Source organism: Helicobacter cappadocius, from assembly GCF_030688855.1.
Classification (GTDB): Bacteria; Campylobacterota; Campylobacteria; order Campylobacterales; family Helicobacteraceae; genus Helicobacter_J; species Helicobacter_J cappadocius.
On sequence record NZ_JAUYZK010000007.1, the window covers coordinates 45,961 to 66,295 of the forward strand.

The following is a 20,335-nucleotide window of genomic DNA, read 5'->3' on the forward strand; positions in this document are numbered from 1 at the left end:
ATTTGGTAATACTGAAGTTTTATTTATCTGATTTATGAGAGTTATATATATGAAAAAACTATTGTTGATAATCCTGGTATTCTTATCATCTCTTTGTGGTCAGGACTTCATCCATAGGGCTGAGAATTTTTCATCTCTATATTCTATATTTTCAGATACATTCTTCCGCCATCATAAGAAAAATCTCATATTATTATCAAAGGGCATTCCTTTTGATTTGGATTTTTCTTCCATAATTTCAGATACCTCTAATACAAAAAAACCTCCGTGTTTTCTTATCAAAAATATTGATTTTATTCCCTTAGATATGGAAGATAAAGAACCTCAGAAAATCCTCAAAAAATTCTCCTTCACTCGCAAAATAACCAAACCATACCTCAACACCTGTATAGGGGCAGAAGAAATCAATACATTTCTAAATAAGCTGAATGTTAAAGCAATACAAAAAGGCTATATCACCACAAAATTTGGTCTTTTACCTCAAGATTTGAACTCTGGTACATTAAAAATAGGAATTGAAGTTGGTTTTGTCGGTGATATACAATACATCAACGAAGGGCAGATGTTTTTCTTCAGCAAAGACTTTGGGGTCAAAAAAGGCGATGTATTGGATTTGCAAGTTATAGAGCTAGGTATCACTAATCTGAAACGATTACGATACTTGTCCCCTACGAGCAAAATCATCCCTATGAGCAAAAACTCTGAAAGCAAAATCTTTATCGCAACAAATGTAAAATCTCTGCCTATTTTCATTCAAGCTTCTTTTGATAACGGAGGAAGTCTGAAAGAAGGCTATGAAGGGACATTTCTTCTAGGAATAGAAAATCCTCTTCATTTAGCCGATAGTTTACAAGTTTATTTGCTAGGTTCCATGCCTATTTCAAAAATCGATCACAGCTATTATGCTTCTTTGAGCTATTCTATCCCCATCAGGAGATTTCTATTTCAATTTGACTCTTCTTATGCACACAATGCAAATCAACTCATATTCTATGGAATTTCCCCTGTATATAGTGGTAAATCCATAAACGGAGATTTTAAGGCAACCTATCTAGCCCATGTGAATGCAAAAAATCAGCTTTCATTTGGAATTGGAGTTTCTAGCAGATTTTCAGACAACTATTTAGAAAATATCAAACTAGATGTGCAAACAAAAAAATTAGCAGAAATTTCAGCTTTTGTCAGCTATAAAAGATATGTAGGAAATTCTCAATTTAATCTTATTTTGAGTTTGATACAAGGAGTACCGATATTTACTTCTAATCAAAACTATAATAAAAGTTCTTATGTATATACAATTCCTAGCGTAAATCTATATATCTATCACCCTTTTAGTTTATGGAAAAGCCTATTTGTTTATAATTCCACTATCAAAACTCAAATTTCAAGAGATCAGCTCTATGCAAGTGAAAAAATGACTATCGGTGGACGCTATAGCGTCAGAGGGTTCAATCACTTCAGCCTAAGCGGTCAAATGGGGGTGCTTTATCGTAATGATCTAATGATGTATCTACCTAATTTTTGGAGAATCACCCTAGCTCCAAGTTTGGGTATAGATATGGGGTATGTTAGAGATATTGTAGGAGATAATCAAAGTAGCGGATTCTTATCAGGAGGAGGAGTTGGTATTCAACTTCTCTCCAAATATTTCAATGCACAACTCTGGGGTTATCTACCATTTTACAATCCTTATAAAGCCCCCACACAGAGTCTATTTTTTTTTGCGGGAGTGAATTGGTAAAAAATTTATACCCAATAAATCTATTGTCTAGGTAGCCAAAGAGTAGATCCTGATAAATGCTGGGGCTGTTTGGCTACACCAAAAGCCTCGTAATTTGAATTTATTCCAGCACATCCACTCATTAAAGCGATTCCTATAGTTGAAGCCAAAATCAATGTTTTCATCTTTAATCCTTTGATATACATTTTATATCTAGGATTATAAATATAAATTACTAATATTTATTAAATAATAATTATTATCTTTTAGTTTTTTCTCTCACCATTTGAACCAAAGCTATCGCATTTTCTCTAGGAAGATCTGGCAACATGCCATGCCCTAAATTGAAAATGTGTCCCTCTTTTTTCCCCATTACTGCAATAATCTCATCTACTCCTTTTTCCATACTCTCTCTATCATACAAACGGGAAGGTTCAAGATTCCCTTGCAATACATATCTCTCGCCTAAATAATGTTTTGCCATCTGCATAGGACTGCCCCAATCCACACCAAATACATCAAAATCTCCATCAATACAATCTAAATATCCAACTATCCCCTTGGGAAATAAAATCACAGGTACTTCTGGAAATTTTTTCTTCAAATGTGAAGCGATCTCTTTCATATATTTCCAGCTAAACTCAAAATAAGCCTCTTTTTCTAACGCCCCTGCCCAAGAGTCAAAAACCATTACTGCATCTGCTCCTGCCTTGATTTGCATTTCTAAATAGCCCTTTAGCTCATCGGTGATTTTTTGTAAAAGCATATGTAAAAGCTTTGGTTCTTTATAGAGCATTTTTTTGCTACGAGTATAAGTTTTACTCCCCTCTCCTTCTATCATATAAGTAGCCAAAGTCCAAGCAGAACCGCAAAAACCTATCAATGCCTTTTGACTTGAAAGCTCATGTCTTACCTTAGAGAGCGTATCATAAACATAGGTGAGATTCTTATAGATGCCTATTTGCAGATTTTTTATATCTACCTCATTGGAAATACGGGAAGAAAATTTTGGTCCCTCTCCAGCTAAAAACTCTAGTGGCATTCCCATTTCAAGAGGAACGACCAAAATATCACTAAAAATGATCGCTGCATCAACATCTAAAATATCTATAGGTTGAAGAGTTACTTTTGCTGCCAAAGTAGAATTGTGGCAAAGCTCTAGGAAGCTCCCAGCTTCTTTGCGCACTTCCTTGTATTCTTCCAAATATCGTCCAGCTTGTCTCATCATCCATATGGGAGTGTAGGGGGTTTGTTTTCTTTTACAAGCATCAATAAAAATCATTTGTATCCTTTATGAGTTGGCAAGATTTTTTGAAGATTGCACAAGCATATGCAATGTCTATTTTGAATTATACATTCACATTCAAAATTTCAGGCACAAAACTCAACAAATTATTCTGTATTAATCAAATAACCTTAAATTCATCAGGATGATCAAGTGCGTAGCGAAATTTTTGCATATCAACCTTTTTGTCCCAAATCGATACCACCATACAAGCCACAGAGTTTCCACACAAATTTCCCACAGCACGCATATCGCTCATAAACTTATCCACACCAAGTAGTGCTGCAACAGTTACTGCAGGAATCGTTCCTGGTCCTGTTCCCATTGCTTGAAGTGTCCCGGCCAAAACAATAAATCCAGAACCTGAAACTCCTACTGCACCTTTAGAAGTTACCATTAAAATAATGAGCATACTAATAGTTTGTTCCAAACTCAAGGGTATACCAAAAGCTTGGGAGAGAAAAATAACGCTGAGTGCGAGGTATATGTTGGTGCAATCAAGATTAAAAGAATACCCCGCTGGAACTACAAGCCCCACAGCTCCTTTGTTAATTCCAGCTTTTTCGAGTTTTCTCATCAAGGGAGCAAGAGCTGTTTCCGAAGAACTTGTAGCAAACACAACCAACACTTCTCGTGCGATAAAACGCATATATTTGAAAATATTAACCTTAGCCATCGCACAGATAATACCCAAAACAACAAATATAAAGACCAAGCAACAAAACAGCATGACAAACAACAAATACACCATATTATAAAGCGTTTCTGCTCCAAATTTACCTATTAAAAATGCCATCGCTCCAAATGTCGCTACAGGGCTATAGTAAATCAAAATAGTCAAAAGCTTGAAAAAGAAATTCTGTGCTTTTTCTAATGGCTTGATGATTTTTTCTTTTGTCTTTTGACTCAAAAATAAAATCACAATAGAAATAACAATCGCCATAAACAAAACTTGAAGAGTGTTTCCAGTTAAAAATGGAGTGATGGGATCAGAAGGAATCGCACCCATTAAAATTGACTTCAAAGAACCAATATGCTCAGTTTTTCCACCAGAGGTGTATTGTGCCACAGAAGTAGCATCTAGTGCGTTTACATCTAGTCCCATTCCGTGACCAGGCCTAAAAAGCTCACCAAAACCTACCCCAACTACCAAAGCTAGAGTACTCACTACTTCAAAATAAATAACCGCCTTAATACCCAAGCTTCCTAGCGATTTTAGACTCTCTAGCCCCACAATTCCGCAAATAAGAGTAAGAAAAATAATAGGTCCTATGAGCCATTTAAGTGCTTTTAGAAATGGATCAATCGTCCAGCTTTTAGTGGAAATCCCCCACTGTGGATCCATCACCCCCACAACAATCCCCGCAATAATACCCACTAATACCCAAAATACAAGACTTGTTCCAAGCCTAATAATCAAGGGTTTTTTTACGCCTTCTTCCTTTAGCATATCATCTCCTCTTTTTTGTACAGCTAGATTAATCCTATAGTATATTGTATGAATTTAACATATAAAAATAATAGATTTTTCGCAGAAGATTACAATCAGTAACTATTTTGTCTGAAAGAAATTATTATCAAGTCCTTTTAAAAAAATACTCTTATCAAGAATTTTAGAATTTTTCTCAATATCCTGATGGCAAGAAATACACTCTCTTATCATTCCGTGCGAAGATTGCAAAGCTGGGTTATTTAGCTTATCTGCACTATGACAAGCAAAGCAATCCTGACCGCATGTATCACCCATATTTAGCTGCGCCATCTTTTCATCAGTATGGCAAGTTTTACAACCAAGCATTGGAGAGTGTCTGCTATCATGTTTGTAATCAAGTTTATAATGACAACTTGCACAATCACCACTACAAGCAAAACTCAACTGAATAAAAGCAAATAAATAAAATAAGATTCTTCCCAAACGCTACTCAAAATCAAAAAATGAAAAACTAACCATCACTTGATACATATCAAATTTTGGATTTCCATAAACAGAAGCCTGATCGCCTCGCATTATAGTAAAAGGAATTCCTGCCCTTGCTTCTAGGTTGATGCCAAATCCCTGTATTACATTTACAAACACACCAATAGTGCCTACCCCTGATTGAATATTATACTGATCTGAATCCTTAGGCAACCCTAAATGCTCCATCTGATAGCCTAATGAAATTTTTGGTATAACCCATCCATCAAGCAAACGCAACCCAAAGCTTCCTCCTGCTGACAAATAGTATGTATCACCTGCTCCAGCATCTAAATACCCTCCGATGAGCAGCATTTTTTTAGGTCCTCCAACCCAACCTCTCTCTAGCCCAAAATAAGCATTATTTGAAGAAAAATTATAAGAGTTTTCTCCGTTTTTTAGAGGGATATTTGCAGAACTCAAATTTTGATAAACATAACCTATCTTAAAAGCCCCATAGATATGATTAGGCTCATTTGGTTTTAATTGCAACTTTGGAGTTTCTTCTTTTATTGCATTTGTGCTTTCAGCAAAAGCGGTTATATTTCCCAAAATAAACATCACTAAAATCAATCTTTTCATTATTAATCCCTTCAATAAAAACTATATTTTATAATTTTCTACTAAATTCTCCAAGACTTTAGAAAAACTTTTAAAAGAATTTATATCTAATCGCTCATTTACTGAATGCGGGGAAAGTATCGTAGGTCCTATAGAGAGCATTTTGACATCTTTTTTTCCCATCGCCTCAAATCTTTCCTGTAATATACCACATTCTAATCCAGCGTGAATTTGACATACTTTGACAAAATGATCTCCAAAAGCATTTTTGACACTTCTTAAAAATTCATCATCATCTGATATATTTCTCTGCCAAGGAAAATAAAAATCATCAATTGTTATCTGTGCATTTGGATCGATTCTTTTTGCCAATTTTTGGGCTTCAAGCAGACTATTATCTAATAATGATTTTGTATTTGACCTCCCCATTAGAGAAATTTTTATCTTAGATTTTTCTTGAGAAAGCAATGAAATATTCACAGAATCAATCACATCATCACCATCTTTGAGTCTAACTCCATTTTGGATACCTAAGATAAAATCTATGATTGCTTTTTTATCATAACAAACAGAAGTTGATTTTATCTCTTGAACCAAAAAATCTTCTGAAGAATTGATGATTTGATTTGTTTTTATTATTGCTTGTGAATTCACGGGTATAGAGTTGATTTTTTCTCCTGCAACAATACTGCAAATCCCCCCATCAACCTTGTCAATAAAATAACATATTTCAACGATGGCATTTTTAATATCTTTGTGTATATCGACCCCGCTATGTCCGCCTTGAAACCCTCTGGCTGTAATTTGATAAGTGTTTTTATAAAAAGATTTATCACTTTTCAAATCAAACACCACATTCATATCATAACCTCCTGCACAGCCCAATATGATCTCACCAAAACTTTCAGAATCTATATTGATAAGTCTATGAGATATTATCTTCATCTCAAGAGATTTCGCTCCTAAAAGTCCGACTTCTTCATTGTTAGTGAACAAAAATTCCAAATCTTTATATTTTTGCATTAGATACAGCTGCATGGCAACTCCTATGCCGTTATCTGCACCTAAAGATGAATTTTTTGCTTTCAAAAAATTATCTTCTATATAAAGCTCAAGAGGTTTTTGTTTGTTTGCCTCTCCAACTCCAACCATATCATAATGAGACTGCAAACAAAATCGAGGATTTTTACCAAAAGCATAGATATTCCCCGTCTTATCAGTTTGCACACCATAACCACAACTGTTAGCAAATCTCACTATCCATTCAAATAACTCCTGAGTGTGAAAGCTAATATGTGGAATACAAGCAATCTCTTCAAAGATTTCTAAAGGGTTTTTCATCTATAGCTCCAATTTCATTTTCTTTTTTGAAAATTCTACTATTTTGCCGTGAAATCTAGCATAAATCTGTGCTAGGGGAATTTTATTGTCATAAAGTTCAAGGGTTCTTTTTATGTTTGCATTGATTCCATTTTGAAAATAGCTCTGCAATTCATCATAATCTGGTATATCCACCCCCAAGGAACACAAAAATTTATAAGTATATTTATCCACCACCATCACTTCTTTTGCACAAGCATAATTCAAAATGCTATCGGCACTTTCTTTGCCGATACCTTTTTGAGATAAGAGCCATTGCCTATCAACATTGCTGAGAAACACATCAAAACTCCCAAAATCATCTAAAATATTCTGACACAATAAAATAAGCCTGACAGATTTTTGATTTAAAAAACCACTAGAAGCGATATGAGATGCCAAAACATCTGGATTCATTTGTGCTATATTTTTCAAACTGCTTTCATTATCGCTCAAGATCAAATGATTTTTTAAAGATTGTAAAGATTTTTCTACATTTTCCCACTTTGTATTTTGAGTCAAGATAGCTCCAACCACCACTTCAAAACTAAGAGCATTAGGCCACCACCAAGAATCTCTATGTGTAAGCAAATCAAGTTTTTTTAAGGCAACTAAAATATCATAGCTATCAAACATTATATGCTCCATTTAAAAAATTTTTCAAAATCTCCAATACCTTATTCCAATCCCCATTTTCTTCTTGTGCAATACCTATAACACAATGATACCAATTTGATCTTACTCCGACAAATAAACCATCCTTAAAATTACTCTGTCCTAGTTTTCCCCACCTCCAATCATATCTTTTGGGTAACAATACAATCGTAGGAATACCATAACTCCCAGCTAAATGAGCTATTGCAGAATCTATAGTAATGAGTAAATCTAATTTTTTGAGATATTTCAGAGTGGATTTGAAATCTGTTATTTTGCTAGATAAATCTATAGCATCAAACTTTTTGCATACATTTATTGCTGTGCCTTCAGGCTGAAGCGAATATATTTCAAACCTCTTCAGGCATTCTAAAAGCTTCTCTGGAGGGATAGATCTTTGCATAGAATCCTTAGAGTTTGAAACAGAAGTAAAAAATACACCTATTTTATTGATTTCTTTTAGACAAAGTGGAGACACCTTATTGCAAAGATTTAACTCAAAAAGCCCCTCTCCCAAAACATAAGGGAGCGAAGGAATAGAAAAAGCTATATCATAAGATGTAATTTCGCGGTGATGTTTTTTCACCCTCTCCCCCCATCTGTCACAAAAAAGACTTACAAGTTCTGGTTGAGGAAGAATCTGTACGTTTTTGCCCAATGAAATAAGCTTATCAATAAAACGCGAGAACATCAAGGTATCTCCAAATCCTTGCTCATGATAGATGAGGATATTTTTTTGTCCAATCTCTCTATCAAATGGGAGTAAAACGCGTTTTTTATCTACGCCCATGGGTAATATATTTTCAAACAGTAATCGCCCTTGATAAGACATAAAACCTTCTTGATATTCACCCAAACTCAATATCAAATAAGCATAATTAACCAAAAAAGCAGGGTCAATAGTCATAGAAATAGCTTTTTTATACATTTTTTTTGATTCTCTGAAGTTGAGGGCATATTTGAGGGCATTTGCATAATTAAAATAAAAATGAGCATTTTCAGATGTTGATTTTTTCAAACTTCTATAAATTTCTAAGGCTTTTTGTTCTTCAAACATATCACAATAAATAGAAGCTAGGTTAATTTTAGAATCTTTATGCCCTAAATCTGAGGCTTTTTCAAAAATTTCTTTTGCATTTTTTATATCTTTGATTCTCAAAAACTGATTCCCTAAATTATACATTGCTTCCACATCATTAGGAGAAATAATTAAAACTTCCTTATAATACTTTATAGCCTGAGAAAAATTTTCAATATCTGTGTATGCCCTAGCTAGGTTAAAATACAAATCCGCACAAGCAGAAGGAATAAAACGAGATAATATCTCTATGGATTTTTGAGGTTGATGTGTCTTGCGATACATTTCTGCTAAACTCACCCAAGCTAAAATATCATCCTCAAAAATACACAAAGAATGCTCTAAATATTCAATCGCCTTAAGATTTTCTCCTATTTCCCATAAACAAAAAGCACAGAGTTTCCATGCCTTAAAATCTCTTTCATCTTGAGATAATATCTCAATACAATGAGAAATACAGGTTTTATAATCTTGATTTTTATAAGCTTTTTTTGCAGAGTCAAAATAAGTATTCATAAAATAATGCCCTCCCCTAAGAGAGGGGGGCAAAGAAATTAGCTAAGAAGTCTTAAAATATTTTGTTGCACAGCGTTTGCTTGACTCATGGCATAACTTCCTGATTGAGCAAGGATGTTATATTTGTTGAAGTCAGCAGACTCTTGAGCAAAATCCACTTCACGGATTTGAGATTCAGCAGCTTTAACATTCACTTGTGTGATAGTGATGTTATTAACAGTGCTAACCATTTGATTTTGAACAGAACCAAGATCTGCACGAACTTTATCGAGCATTTTTTGAGCTGATTCAGCAATATCCATTACCACCATCGCACCTTTGAGCGTTGTAACACCAGAACCCAAACTTGTGTTTCCACTAGCTATAACGGCATTGTAATTTGCACCTGAAGCTGATTTTACAGAAGCGTTGAAAGTCCCTGTTACATCTCTTAGATTCACAGTTGTTTGAGCTACTTGAGTTGCACCAAAACCAACGGCAGAGAAGCCTCCAGTTTTTGAATCTGCTGCAGATAGAACGATGATAGCTCTCGCATCCAATCGGCTCAAAGACAAACGACCATAGTTTTCAGAACCATTACCTGCGGTAGTATCTTGACCACCATTAACTGTTTTGAGTGCTGCAGCAGGAGTTTTACCAGTAGCATCAGCAGCAGGAGCTGTAGTTTTTAGAGATATCCCTCTTCCATCTACACTTCTTAGGTTTAATCGACCATTTTGATCTGTATATGCTTCTACACCAGTTTCTGCTGTCACAGCATTAAAGGCAGCAACCAATCTTCCATCGCTATCGTTAGCTTTGATACCTACGATATCGCCCAGGTTGATTCCGTTAATAACAACACCAGCTAATGTTCCTGAGAGAATAGAAGCATCAGAAGTGGTGATAACATTTGCTTGAGCTCTGATACCTGATTTGTCACTATTTTTGTTGATAACTTCTGCTAAAACTCCGATACCTGTACCTGCTGAGGTAGAAATTTTTACAGATTCTAGTTTAACATCATTTACACCATCAACTTGTTTGAAAATAAGACTAGTATCTCCAGAAGCAGTAATTAAAGCACCTGTCTGAATTCTAACTTGTCCAATCTTATCAGATGTTGTAGAACCAATAGAGGCTTTGATACTTTGGTTTGAATAAGCACCAACTTGGAATTCTTTATTAGTGAATTGACCAGAGAGAAGAGCTTGACCATTATAAGAAGTAGTATTTCCTATATTATCAAGTCCTTGAATCAAACGAATAATGTCTGACTGTATCGCTTTTCTTGATGCGGTAGTTTGACCATCTTGTGCAGCTTGAGTAGCTTTTACCTTGATAGTATCAAGAATTTTAAGTTGCTCATCCATCGCTTTATCTGCAATTTGGATAATCCCCATACCATCATTAGTATTTTGAATTGCCTGACCCAAAGCACTTGCTTGAGATCTCAAACTATCTGCAATAATCATACCTGAAGCATCGTCAGCTGCCTTATTAATTCTAAGACCTGAACTCAATTTTTCAAGAGAATTCTTGAGGTTTGTCTGTGTAAGCACAGACTGAGCGTGTGCATTCATCGCGTTGATATTTGTATTGACCTGAAATGCCATTTGTAACTCCTTGTTAAATAATCCAAAGCATCCTTGCTTGGTTAAAAGATATATCGACCATTTTAAAATCGCTTTAATACATTTTCATAAAAATTCTAAAATTTTTTTCTAGCTATTGAGCATATTCGTCATTTTTAAAAGTATAAATCAAAAAATCGTATTCACAAAAAATATGCTAGATAGGAAAATAAACAATGGAAGTATAATAATGAAAAATAATTCTAGTGATGATGCTATTCTGAAAATGCCCCATAATTCATCAGTTTGTCATAACGTTTTTGGATAAACTTAGTATCTTTTCTAATTTCATTTAAATTCTTTAAAAAATATTCTTTGATGGCATTAGCAGCCAATACCTTATCCCTATGAGCACCTTTAGAAGGCTCTAAAATAACATCGTCAATAAGATTTGCCTTTTTGAGATCATTAGGTGTGATTTTCATTGCTTTAGTAGCTGATTCTATCTTTGTAGGATCATTCCACAAAATCGCAGCACAGCCCTCTGGAGAAATAACGCTGAATATTGAATACTGCATCATCGCAAGTCTATCAGCAACTGCGATTGCCAAAGCACCTCCACTACCGCCTTCGCCAATCACAACAGAAATAGTAGGAACTTTCAAATCTGCAAATTCCTGAAGGTTTTTTGCGATAGCTTCACTCTGCCCTCTTTCTTCTGCGCCTAGTCCAGGATATGCTCCTGCAGTATCTACAAGCATCAAAATAGGGATGTCAAATTTTTCTGCGAGTTTGGCTGCTTTGAGTGCTTTTCGGTATCCTTCTGGGTTTGGCATACCAAAATTCCTCATCAGTTTATTTTTCGTTCCTCGCCCTTTTTCTTCTCCAATAATAAGAGTGGTTTGTCCTTCTATATTTCCCAAAAAACATACGATGGCTTTATCATCTCTAAAATGCCTATCTCCACATATTTCATAACCATCTTTCAAAATAATATCAATATAATCAAGTGCATATGGTCTATCAGGATGTCTTGCGAGTTGAAGTTTTTGATAATCATTCATATTGGAATAAACAGATCGGAGCTCTTTTTCAAGCTCAATTTCCAATATATCTTTCGCAGCAGTATCGCCACGAATGGTTGCCATTTCTATTTCATCTTGAATGGTCTTGATCTGTTGTTCAAAATCTAAATAAGTGGCCATTCAAAACTTCCAATTTTATATTTTTTTGAAAATCACAACACCATTTGTTCCACCAAACCCAAAGGAGTTGCTCATCACGGCTTCAACTTTTGCTTTCCGTGCTATATTAGGTATATAATCCAAATCACATTCAGGATCTGGAGTCTCTTGATTAATAGTAGGTGGCAAAACTCCCTCATTCATTGCCATAATAGAAATAACAGCCTCAAGTGCTCCTGCTGCACCCAAACAGTGCCCTATCTGACCTTTTGTAGAACTTACAGGAGGAACATTTTCTTTGCCTCCAAATACATTTCTCAAAGCCATTGTTTCAAACAAATCATTGTAACCTGTACTCGTCCCATGTGCATTGATATAGTCGACTTTTACATTTGCCATATTTAAAGCTGCCTTCATCGCACGATAAGCACCTTCGCCTTCAGGAGCTGGGGTCGTCATATGGTTAGCATCGCCACTTTCTCCAAACCCTACTAACTCAGCATAAATCTTCGCACCCCTTGACTTGGCTATCTCATAATCTTCTAATATCAAAGCCCCAGAACCTTCGCCCATAACAAAACCATCTCTGTCCTTGTCAAAAGGTCTTGACGCTTTTAGAGGATCATCATTTCGCGAACTCAATGCTTTCATAGCCGCAAATCCGCCTATACCAACAGGACAAATAGTGGATTCAGAACCTACCACTAACATCCTATCTGCTCCGCCTAGCATAATCGTTTTGGCTGCTTCAATAATAGCGTGTGTCCCTGCTGCACAAGCAGTCACGCTTGATAGGTTTGGACCTTTTATCCCAAATTCGATAGAAGTAAAACCACCAAGCATATTCACAAGAGCCGAAGGAATAAAAAATGGAGTGATTTTTCTAGGACCTTTTTCAAAACAAGTGACTGAATTTTTTTCTATGTTTATCAATCCGCCAATTCCAGCCCCTGAACTCACTCCAAATCTATCGGCAATAGAAGGATCACATTTTCCATCACTTCCTAGCAAACCGCTATCTAACATAGCCTCTTTGGTGGATTTTAATGCAAGCTGAATAAAACGATCAGCTTTTTTAACTTCTTTTGGATTCATTACTTCATTAGGATCAAAATCCGTTATTTCAGCTGCAATCTGTACGGGAAAGTCATTGACATCAAAACAGGTAATTCTTTTAACCCCACATTTTCCATCTACAATAGACTTAAAAGAATCTCCTCTATTTAGTCCCAACGAGTTTATCATTCCTAAACCAGTTACAACAATTCGACGCACATATACTCCTTAGATTTTTTTGAAAATCCCCTCAAGGGGAGGTTGATTATTTTTTATTGCTTTCGACAAATTTAACGACATCACCCACTGTAACAATCTTTTCAGCTTGTTCATCAGGTATTTCAATGCCAAATTTTTCCTCTAATGCCATAACAAGCTCTACAACATCCAAAGAATCCGCACCTAGATCTTTTACAAATTCAGCTTCCATAGTTACTTGCTCAGCACCTACATTCAATTGTTCAGCAACCAAACTCTGCACATCTTCAAATAAAGCCATAATTTCTCCTTAGTATTTTTCGTATTTCGCAATTGTAACAAACTTTTCATAAAAACAAAAATAAAATTCAAAAATTCTCCGTTTGCACTAAAAAGCTCTACATATACATCCCGCCATTTACCTTCAAAACTTCACCTGTGATATAGCTTGAATAATCACTCAGTAAAAATGCTACTGATTGTGCTATTTCTCTTGCATCTCCTAGTCTTCCTAATGGAATATTTTTTATATAGTTTTCTTTGACTTCATCTTTTAGCACACTTGTCATATCTGTTTGAATAAAACCGGGTGTTATGCAGTTAAATCTCACATTTCTAGGGGCTCCTTCATAAGCAAAAGATTTGCTCATCGCAATCATACCGCCCTTGCTTGCAGCGTAGTTTGTTTGACCTGCATTTCCTCTTTCTCCAATGATTGAAGCGATATTCACTACACTTCCAAATCTCTGCTTACTCATCAATTTTAAAGCTTCTCTACAACCGATAAAAGTGGATTTGAGATTTGCATCTATAACATCCATAAATTCTTCTGTTTTCATTCTCATGGCTAATTTATCATTGGTAATTCCAGCGTTGTTGACCAAATAAGAAAGCTCTCCATCTGAATCAATAATCGCTTTGATTCCTTCTATAAAAGCCTCTTCATCTGTAACATCAAACTTTATAAGTGCGGCTTTGCCTCCAGATTTTTCTATTTCTTCTTTGAGCTTATCTGCGATTTCAGGATTACTACGATAATTTATCCATACTTTCAGACCAAATCCTGCCAAAGTTCTAGCAATCTCAGCTCCTATACTCCTTGAAGCACCTGTTATAAGGACATTTTTGCCACTGAATTTCATAGTTTTTATCTCCTATATTTTCAAATAAATAATAAAAATTAATATTAGCGAAAAAATATTTATCTTCCAATAAAAGCATATATGATAAAAGGGAGGGTTGGTAAAAATAGAAGAATATTGAAGAATGGGTCCAAAGACCCATAAATTATAATCGGGATTCGTATCTTCTGAGCATATAAAGTCGTTTGAGCATTTTTTTCTTCGCATTGATTTTTTGTTTTTTGCGTTTTTCAGTCTTTGACTCAAAAAATCTTCTTGCTCGGCACTCAGTAACGACCAAATTTCTATCAGTTTGTTTTTTGAACTTTCGATAAGCTTCATCAAAAGATTCATTTTCTCTGACTTTCATACCCGGCATTGCAATCACCACTTTCTTTTTAAAATATTGAAGCTTAAACACTTCATGAGCAAAATTATATGCTAAAAATATTGAATTTAATATAAATTCAACTAAACTCTGATAAAATTCCATTTTTTATGTGCCCATAGCTCAGCTGAATAGAGCAACAGGTTGCGGTCCTGTAGGTCGGGGGTTTGAATCCCTCTGGGCATACCATGCAAACAACCTCTCAAATAATACACAAAATATAAATTCTACTTTTTTTGTATACTTTATTTATGCTAAAATTGGTTTTTCTGTACAAAAAAATATCTCAAAATTAAGGAGCTTCCATGAAAAAGATAAAATCTTTGATCTGTTTTTTGCTTTTAAATCTCTGCGGGGGGGGGGGGTAGCACAAGCTTTAGAAGATAATTCAAAAAATGAATATATCCCTAGTTTTTCTGATATTAATAATACCATCACTCAACATATGATGAATAAAACGCCTCTCCCTGTCACCTTACAAAATGCAGCTAGTTTTTCTGAAACAAAAGCCATGCAAATACTTCTTCAACAAGGTGAAAAAGTAGATAAAGCATATAATGCACTCCAAGACGCACAAAAGCAATATATCAACTCTATAAACTCCGCAGGAGTGCAACAGGCAATCTCTTCTATACAGCCACTCTTAGGTACATTACAAGATAAAGCCAATGCAAATGACCCTTCAGGAAAAGATACCCAAATAAAAAATATGCAAAGGGTTATCAATAGCCTCAATAGTATTGCCAATAACTATGTTAGTCCTCTCAATGATCTTCAAACCGATTATGATGATCTAAACAAAGTTCTTAGTAGCCCATCTTGGTGGGGAAATGCTGCCAATTGGGGTTTTACAATTGATAATCAAGATGGTCATGTAAGCTATGGATATGGGAATTCTGATAAAATCGCAGAGGGTTTAAAAAGAAACCTTATGTCTATGTATGGTCAAGGCAATATCACAAGGGTCAAAAATGCCTTAAGTGACCTTAAGAGTACAATAACCGATGCCCAAAATGTAGCCAATGCCCTAGCAAACGCTAGTGTTACAACAGGTCAAAACCAAGCTTATAGCGATTCAGTCGCTGAAGTCCAAAAAGTCCTTGATTCCTTACAAAAAAGCCTAGATAGCACAGGTGCAGATGCTAAAGATAATTTGAAAGAAGCTTTTGGCAAATATGAAGATGCTTCCCAAGACCTCATACTTATCGCTCAAGCTATGAACACTCTTTATAAACTCCACCAAAAAACCACCCAAACCATTACAAAAGAACAGCAAGATTTATCAAATATCGCTTCTAGCTTTTCTTCCAATATGGTCAAAGTCAATTTTGCCTCTTCTATGGCAACAGATTCAAGACTTGCTAAACTCTCAAATCCTTATTCACAAGATACAGAATTTGCTACTTATATTGATGCAATAAAAAACAAGCCTCTAGCAGCTAATACAATCAAAACAAAAAAAAGCAGTGATGATTTTACTTCCTTTCTCTCTCCTGAAGTTTATAGTTATGATTCATTGCGATTTAGAAAAAACAATAATCTATGGGGAAATATAGGAACTATCATCGGGAATTCTAATTCCTTAAATAGCGTTTCAGGTGTCTTTAGCTTCGGTTATGATGCGTGGGTAAAAAATATGATATTAGGTGCGTATGGAAGCTATGCTTATAGCACAAATGGCATCGCCAATGCAAGTTCAAGCAACAAATCACACAATGCTGATGTTGGATTTTATTCTAGGTTCTTTTTAGGACAAAATGAAATCGACCTCAACCTCGGCGAGAGTTTTGGATTTAATTTTCTTTCGTTCAAAGAAGCTCTTTTAGATACCACGCTCAAAAGTGATTATATTTCTTTTCAAACACATTTGGATTTGACCTATGGATATGTATTTAAGATCGGGAAAGGATGGTTTTCAAAACCTTTCATCGGAGTGAGCTATAACTACGGCTATAATCTTGGAATGGATGCCAAATCAAATGATATTTCAATGGGATTTGATCCATTTCAAACACATTTTGGAGCTGTTAGAGCGGGGTTAGAACTCAGAAAATATTTCAATGACAACCAATCTTATTTCTACATTGCCCCTGCGTTCTATCAAGGGGTATTGTTTGAAAATACACAGGCCATACAAACGCGAATCTATGAATCAAGCTTTACTCAAAATACAACCTCATTAAGCCAAAATCAAAGCTTAGATACTTCATTTTTGATAAAAGCAGGAGGAGAATGGCAAGCTGGTAATGATATTTTTATCAATATCAGCATAGGAGCAAAACTAGGTAATTTAAGTCAATATGGAATGCTTAATATCGGAGGAAGATGGGTATTTTAAGTAAAAACATTTTATGTATCTAAAAACCTTGATAAAGCCTCATTGGGGCTTTATCACACATGAAGCTTATCTATATTTTGATAAACAAAATCTTCTAAGCTCTTTTTATCATTGGATATTTTTTCACTCATCACTGCTTCAAGCATTTTGTGTAACATTTCCTTGATTTTCTTTCCTTTTGGTATTCCAAATGTTTGCAAATCATTTCCATCAAGCATCAAATCCTTGATATGAATGGGTTCTTTGTTCTCTATTATCTTTTGAAATTTTTCAAAAATCCCATGCAATTTCAAATGCTCATCTTCAGAGATTGGTTTTTTTGCATTCATTTGAGCGTTTTTGATTTCTAAAAATATTTTAAAGTTTTTCTCCCCCATCAAACTAAGGGATTGTTTTATCCATATCTTTTCATCTGCAAGCGATCTGTGCAAATGCTTCATAATGTCTAATATTGTCTTCTCTATCCATTTTGGAAATCTTAATCTCTGCAAAATTTTTATCCTCTGTGCTTCATCTACAATTCCAAAATAAAGCAAAACAATTATCCTTGTAATAGGATTTTTAGGACAATAAGGGATGATTTTTATCGCATCTTTGTAATAAGGATAATTGAGTTTATCTCCTGTGAGAGAAAATAAAATCACTTCATGATATTGATCAAGTATATCAAATGCGAATTCTCCACAAAGAATGCCTTTAAGTTCCTCTGTTATCCTTTCTATCGAGATAAAACTCAAGAGTTCTTTGTGCTTAAAAATAGCCCTTGAAGTCTGTTCATTTATCTCAAAGCCAAATCTAGCAGAAAACCTCAAAGCCCGTAATATCCTTAAAGCATCTTCCTCAAATCGCTCGTTAGGATCTCTTATTGCGCAAATAAGCTGTTGTTTTAGATGATTTATTCCTTCATAAATATCCACGATTCCCCTATGAGGATGATAGGCCATCGCATTGATGGTGAAATCTCTCCTAGAGAGATCATCTATTAGCGTACTTACAAACTCCACTTCAAGCGGGGTGCGGTGGCTAGTATATTTGCCTTCTATTCGATAGGTGGTGATTTCGTATTTTTGTTTTTCTATGATAGCTGTGATGGTGCCGTGTTTGATACCTGTAGGAATTGTTTTTATTCCCTCTTTTGCTAAAATTTCCATCACTTCATCAGGCTTAGCAGAAGTGGTGATATCCCAGTCATTAGGAGCAGTAGAAGAAATATTCAAAATATTCATCACGCTATCGCGTACGCACCCTCCTACCACATAAGCTTCAAAACCTTTTTTTTCTAATATATTGATGATTTTGCTGACTTCTTGAGGAAGAGAAATTTCAAACATCGATTTCCTTGAAAAATTTTTGTATTATAGCAGACCTGATTTTTTACTAGGAGATAACTATGCAAAAAAAATGTGTTGTGAGTTTTAGCGGTGGTCAAGATAGCACCACGACTGCTGCATGGGCAAAAACCCAATTTGAACAAGTAATTCTTCTAGGTTTTGATTACAATCAAAAACACAAAATAGAACTCACCCAAGCTAAAATCATCGCCCAAAAACTGAACCTTCCTCTGCATATTATCAAGATCGATTTCCTTGATAGCATCGTAGAATCCGCCCTTTTGTCTTCTAGCACACAAGCAGTCAATGACACCCACCAATCAAACAAGACTCTTCCAGCTTCCTTTGTCCCTAATCGAAACGCACTTTTTATCACGATTGTCCATAGTTTCGCCCAAAAAATAGGAGCAGAAAATATTGCACTTGGAGTATCTGAACAAGACTACAGCGGCTATCCTGACTGCCGTGATTATTTTATCAAAAACATCGAACTCACACTAAATTTAGGATCAGAATCTAACATCAAAATCCACACACCCCTAATGAAAACAACCAAAGCTCAAGAATTCAACCTCGCAAAAGAACTAGGGGTGCTAGATATAATCATCAAAGACACCCACACCTGCTATAACGGAAATAGAGAAATCCTCTATGATTGGGGTTATGGATGTGGGGAATGCAATGCTTGTATCTTACGCAAAAACGCCTATGAAGAATTTATAAAAAAATATCAGAAAATCCAATAAGCCTAACAAGCATGGTTATAAGCACATAAACAAAACAGCATTTGAAAGAAGTTTTTCACATAAAAGATAGATCTCTTATTCAAACAAAAACTTAATGTTTTTTGTTTTGGTAGAAATATTAAAGACAAGACTCTTCTCTCAAAGCTTCTTAATCGTTTATATTTATTCAAGCTATCTTTATTTTCCCGATGACTGCATCGTTAATCAGGCTGTTTTTTTGTATTCTTTGAGCAAGGCGATGTATTTGTTTTGGGCATTTATGGCTAGGTCTTACACCGATGTCTGTGTAAATTGAAAGCAATTCTTCATTATTTTCTTTTGGAGCAGACTCAACGATTAGACTAAAACATACTTCAGCTTTTTAACCTCCCTAGTGGGCGGGGATGGAGCCTAGATACTCTATGGCGGTATCTTTATAAGAGGGGCATGTTTGGAATCTCTAAAGAGTTATATTTTCTATATTGGATTTTTTGTAATTGTTCATTTTTACCATCTAAAAATGGTTTTCACCTTTTTGAGGTTGCTATAGGGGTAATAGCTTTCTTTATTGTTGATCTCAAAGCTCACTCCCTCTTCATCTGCACTTTTTATCACTGCTGTGAATTCGTCTTTTGATTGAGTTCTAACCTGCACTTCTTCACCTACAGAAAGCCTGAAATTTCTAGGATTTCTTAGAGTTCGCTCGATCCCAGGTGAGCTAACTTCAAATGTGTATTTGCCACTGCTAGGATCATATACATCTAATAGCGGAGAAATGAGTTCGCTTACTTCTTGGCATTTGTCCAAAGTTGTGTTTTTGTCTTTTGCTAAAATACTTATTCTCAAAATATCCATGTCATTTTCTTTCAAAAATGCGATGTCATAAAGATAGCATTGCACAGACTCTATGATGGCTTCTATTTTATCTTCAACTTCTTTGCTAAGCATTTTTTCCCTCTTTTTCTTTGGCGATTTGATTAAAAATCTCATCTAGGTTTTTTGTTTTCTGGAGTGTTTCATCAAAACAAAAATTTAGCTTGGGGCATTTATACCATCCACTTACACTCAAAATATATTCTCTCAAAACCCCTTCTGCTTTTTTTAGACCTTTTAGGACTTGTTTTTTTTCTTCTGGTGAATAAAAATCAGGGTGAATAAAAACATCTGCATTGTATTTTCCCCTCGAGCAGACAACCTCAACCACACTCGCGGAATTCACCCTAGTATCGCTCAATCCGGAAATAGCTTCTTGAAGCATTTCTTTTAAAACAGACTGGGTACGTTGCAGATGGATAGATTTCTCCATTAGAT

General features: G+C 35.2%; 20 protein-coding genes and 1 tRNA gene. 4 read left to right on the top strand and 17 right to left on the bottom strand.

The window, feature by feature from the left end:
• Positions 1 to 49 precede the first annotated feature (49 nt).
• Positions 50 to 1,741, top strand: a complete 1,692-nt coding sequence (locus Q5I06_RS05595) for a ShlB/FhaC/HecB family hemolysin secretion/activation protein (protein ID WP_305517173.1) — start codon at positions 50 to 52, stop codon at positions 1,739 to 1,741.
• Between the two features lie 20 nt (positions 1,742 to 1,761).
• Here Q5I06_RS05595 and Q5I06_RS05600 read toward each other — a convergent pair whose 3' ends face one another.
• The 14 genes from Q5I06_RS05600 to rpsU all read right to left on the bottom strand — a co-directional run bounded on the left by Q5I06_RS05600 (position 1,762) and on the right by rpsU (position 14,621).
• Positions 1,762 to 1,905, bottom strand: coding sequence for a hypothetical protein (locus Q5I06_RS05600; protein ID WP_305517172.1), 144 nt, complete (start codon positions 1,903 to 1,905; stop codon positions 1,762 to 1,764).
• A gap of 74 nt (positions 1,906 to 1,979) precedes the next feature.
• Positions 1,980 to 3,002 (bottom strand): uroporphyrinogen decarboxylase, encoded by a 1,023-nt coding sequence (gene hemE, locus Q5I06_RS05605; RefSeq protein WP_305517171.1) that lies wholly within the window; start codon positions 3,000 to 3,002, stop codon positions 1,980 to 1,982.
• 124 nt (positions 3,003 to 3,126) lie between these two features.
• Entirely contained in the window at positions 3,127 to 4,455 is a 1,329-nt protein-coding gene (locus tag Q5I06_RS05610) for a cation:dicarboxylate symporter family transporter (protein ID WP_305517170.1), read from the bottom strand.
• A 102-nt stretch (positions 4,456 to 4,557) separates the two neighbouring features.
• Positions 4,558 to 4,920: a hypothetical protein gene (locus Q5I06_RS05615; RefSeq protein ID WP_305517169.1), complete on the bottom strand. Its 363-nt coding sequence runs from the start codon at positions 4,918 to 4,920 to the stop codon at positions 4,558 to 4,560.
• Positions 4,921 to 4,923: 3 nt separating this feature from the next.
• The gene (locus Q5I06_RS05620) at positions 4,924 to 5,544 is read right to left on the bottom strand and encodes a hypothetical protein (RefSeq protein ID WP_305517168.1); all 621 of its coding nucleotides are present in this window, start codon (positions 5,542 to 5,544) and stop codon (positions 4,924 to 4,926) included.
• A gap of 21 nt (positions 5,545 to 5,565) precedes the next feature.
• Complete coding sequence (locus Q5I06_RS05625; RefSeq protein WP_305517167.1) at positions 5,566 to 6,864, bottom strand: M20/M25/M40 family metallo-hydrolase; 1,299 nt, start codon at positions 6,862 to 6,864, stop codon at positions 5,566 to 5,568.
• Positions 6,865 to 7,518 carry a 3-methyladenine DNA glycosylase gene (locus Q5I06_RS05630; RefSeq protein WP_305517166.1) on the bottom strand — a complete coding sequence of 218 codons (654 nt, stop codon included), beginning with the start codon at positions 7,516 to 7,518 and terminating at the stop codon, positions 6,865 to 6,867. It abuts the gene before it with no gap.
• Positions 7,511 to 9,130 carry a tetratricopeptide repeat protein gene (locus tag Q5I06_RS05635; RefSeq protein ID WP_305517165.1) on the bottom strand — a complete coding sequence of 540 codons (1,620 nt, stop codon included), beginning with the start codon at positions 9,128 to 9,130 and terminating at the stop codon, positions 7,511 to 7,513. Before Q5I06_RS05635 ends, Q5I06_RS05630 begins: the two co-directional genes overlap by 8 nt.
• A gap of 38 nt (positions 9,131 to 9,168) precedes the next feature.
• Positions 9,169 to 10,725 carry a flagellin A gene (locus tag Q5I06_RS05640; RefSeq protein WP_305517164.1) on the bottom strand — a complete coding sequence of 519 codons (1,557 nt, stop codon included), beginning with the start codon at positions 10,723 to 10,725 and terminating at the stop codon, positions 9,169 to 9,171.
• 233 nt (positions 10,726 to 10,958) lie between these two features.
• Positions 10,959 to 11,888 (bottom strand): acetyl-CoA carboxylase carboxyl transferase subunit alpha, encoded by a 930-nt coding sequence (gene accA, locus Q5I06_RS05645; RefSeq protein WP_305517163.1) that lies wholly within the window; start codon positions 11,886 to 11,888, stop codon positions 10,959 to 10,961.
• A 15-nt stretch (positions 11,889 to 11,903) separates the two neighbouring features.
• Positions 11,904 to 13,142 carry a beta-ketoacyl-ACP synthase II gene (locus tag Q5I06_RS05650; RefSeq protein ID WP_305517162.1) on the bottom strand — a complete coding sequence of 413 codons (1,239 nt, stop codon included), beginning with the start codon at positions 13,140 to 13,142 and terminating at the stop codon, positions 11,904 to 11,906.
• A gap of 46 nt (positions 13,143 to 13,188) precedes the next feature.
• Complete coding sequence (gene acpP / locus Q5I06_RS05655; protein WP_095296175.1) at positions 13,189 to 13,422, bottom strand: acyl carrier protein; 234 nt, start codon at positions 13,420 to 13,422, stop codon at positions 13,189 to 13,191.
• A 97-nt stretch (positions 13,423 to 13,519) separates the two neighbouring features.
• On the bottom strand, positions 13,520 to 14,263 hold the full coding sequence (gene fabG / locus Q5I06_RS05660) for a 3-oxoacyl-ACP reductase FabG (protein ID WP_305517161.1): 744 nt from the start codon (positions 14,261 to 14,263) through the stop codon (positions 13,520 to 13,522).
• A 145-nt stretch (positions 14,264 to 14,408) separates the two neighbouring features.
• Positions 14,409 to 14,621: a 30S ribosomal protein S21 gene (gene rpsU / locus Q5I06_RS05665; RefSeq protein WP_095332754.1), complete on the bottom strand. Its 213-nt coding sequence runs from the start codon at positions 14,619 to 14,621 to the stop codon at positions 14,409 to 14,411.
• A gap of 121 nt (positions 14,622 to 14,742) precedes the next feature.
• Here rpsU and Q5I06_RS05670 point away from each other — a divergent pair.
• Positions 14,743 to 14,819, top strand: a tRNA-Arg gene (locus Q5I06_RS05670).
• 259 nt (positions 14,820 to 15,078) lie between these two features.
• Positions 15,079 to 16,968, top strand: coding sequence for an autotransporter outer membrane beta-barrel domain-containing protein (locus tag Q5I06_RS05675; RefSeq protein WP_305517160.1), 1,890 nt, complete (start codon positions 15,079 to 15,081; stop codon positions 16,966 to 16,968).
• Between the two features lie 53 nt (positions 16,969 to 17,021).
• Here the strand turns inward: Q5I06_RS05675 and Q5I06_RS05680 are convergent, their stop codons facing one another.
• Complete coding sequence (locus Q5I06_RS05680; RefSeq protein ID WP_305517159.1) at positions 17,022 to 18,299, bottom strand: CCA tRNA nucleotidyltransferase; 1,278 nt, start codon at positions 18,297 to 18,299, stop codon at positions 17,022 to 17,024.
• 59 nt (positions 18,300 to 18,358) lie between these two features.
• On the opposite strand from Q5I06_RS05680, the gene queC reads away from it, so the two are divergent.
• Positions 18,359 to 19,045 carry a 7-cyano-7-deazaguanine synthase QueC gene (gene queC / locus Q5I06_RS05685; protein ID WP_305517158.1) on the top strand — a complete coding sequence of 229 codons (687 nt, stop codon included), beginning with the start codon at positions 18,359 to 18,361 and terminating at the stop codon, positions 19,043 to 19,045.
• A gap of 486 nt (positions 19,046 to 19,531) precedes the next feature.
• Here queC and Q5I06_RS05690 read toward each other — a convergent pair whose 3' ends face one another.
• Together Q5I06_RS05690 and rbfA are read right to left on the bottom strand one after the other, a co-directional pair.
• Entirely contained in the window at positions 19,532 to 19,972 is a 441-nt protein-coding gene (locus Q5I06_RS05690; protein ID WP_305517157.1) for a ribosome maturation factor RimP, read from the bottom strand.
• Positions 19,965 to 20,330: a 30S ribosome-binding factor RbfA gene (gene rbfA, locus Q5I06_RS05695; protein ID WP_305517156.1), complete on the bottom strand. Its 366-nt coding sequence runs from the start codon at positions 20,328 to 20,330 to the stop codon at positions 19,965 to 19,967. Before rbfA ends, Q5I06_RS05690 begins: the two co-directional genes overlap by 8 nt.
• Positions 20,331 to 20,335: the final 5 nt, after the last annotated feature.

Coding starts and splice junctions, on each gene's coding strand:
- accA (WP_305517163.1), bottom strand. CDS start 11,888: ATGGCCACTTATTTAGATTTTGAACAACAGATCAAGACCATTCAAGAT.
- Q5I06_RS05595 (WP_305517173.1), top strand. CDS start 50: ATGAAAAAACTATTGTTGATAATCCTGGTATTCTTATCATCTCTTTGT.
- acpP (WP_095296175.1), bottom strand. CDS start 13,422: ATGGCTTTATTTGAAGATGTGCAGAGTTTGGTTGCTGAACAATTGAAT.
- Q5I06_RS05620 (WP_305517168.1), bottom strand. CDS start 5,544: ATGAAAAGATTGATTTTAGTGATGTTTATTTTGGGAAATATAACCGCT.
- Q5I06_RS05635 (WP_305517165.1), bottom strand. CDS start 9,130: ATGAATACTTATTTTGACTCTGCAAAAAAAGCTTATAAAAATCAAGAT.
- Q5I06_RS05610 (WP_305517170.1), bottom strand. CDS start 4,455: ATGCTAAAGGAAGAAGGCGTAAAAAAACCCTTGATTATTAGGCTTGGA.
- Q5I06_RS05630 (WP_305517166.1), bottom strand. CDS start 7,518: ATGTTTGATAGCTATGATATTTTAGTTGCCTTAAAAAAACTTGATTTG.
- Q5I06_RS05600 (WP_305517172.1), bottom strand. CDS start 1,905: ATGAAAACATTGATTTTGGCTTCAACTATAGGAATCGCTTTAATGAGT.
- Q5I06_RS05675 (WP_305517160.1), top strand. CDS start 15,079: ATGAATAAAACGCCTCTCCCTGTCACCTTACAAAATGCAGCTAGTTTT.
- hemE (WP_305517171.1), bottom strand. CDS start 3,002: ATGATTTTTATTGATGCTTGTAAAAGAAAACAAACCCCCTACACTCCC.
- rpsU (WP_095332754.1), bottom strand. CDS start 14,621: ATGCCGGGTATGAAAGTCAGAGAAAATGAATCTTTTGATGAAGCTTAT.
- Q5I06_RS05640 (WP_305517164.1), bottom strand. CDS start 10,725: ATGGCATTTCAGGTCAATACAAATATCAACGCGATGAATGCACACGCT.
- Q5I06_RS05625 (WP_305517167.1), bottom strand. CDS start 6,864: ATGAAAAACCCTTTAGAAATCTTTGAAGAGATTGCTTGTATTCCACAT.
- Q5I06_RS05680 (WP_305517159.1), bottom strand. CDS start 18,299: ATGTTTGAAATTTCTCTTCCTCAAGAAGTCAGCAAAATCATCAATATA.
- fabG (WP_305517161.1), bottom strand. CDS start 14,263: ATGAAATTCAGTGGCAAAAATGTCCTTATAACAGGTGCTTCAAGGAGT.
- Q5I06_RS05690 (WP_305517157.1), bottom strand. CDS start 19,972: ATGCTTAGCAAAGAAGTTGAAGATAAAATAGAAGCCATCATAGAGTCT.
- queC (WP_305517158.1), top strand. CDS start 18,359: ATGCAAAAAAAATGTGTTGTGAGTTTTAGCGGTGGTCAAGATAGCACC.
- rbfA (WP_305517156.1), bottom strand. CDS start 20,330: ATGGAGAAATCTATCCATCTGCAACGTACCCAGTCTGTTTTAAAAGAA.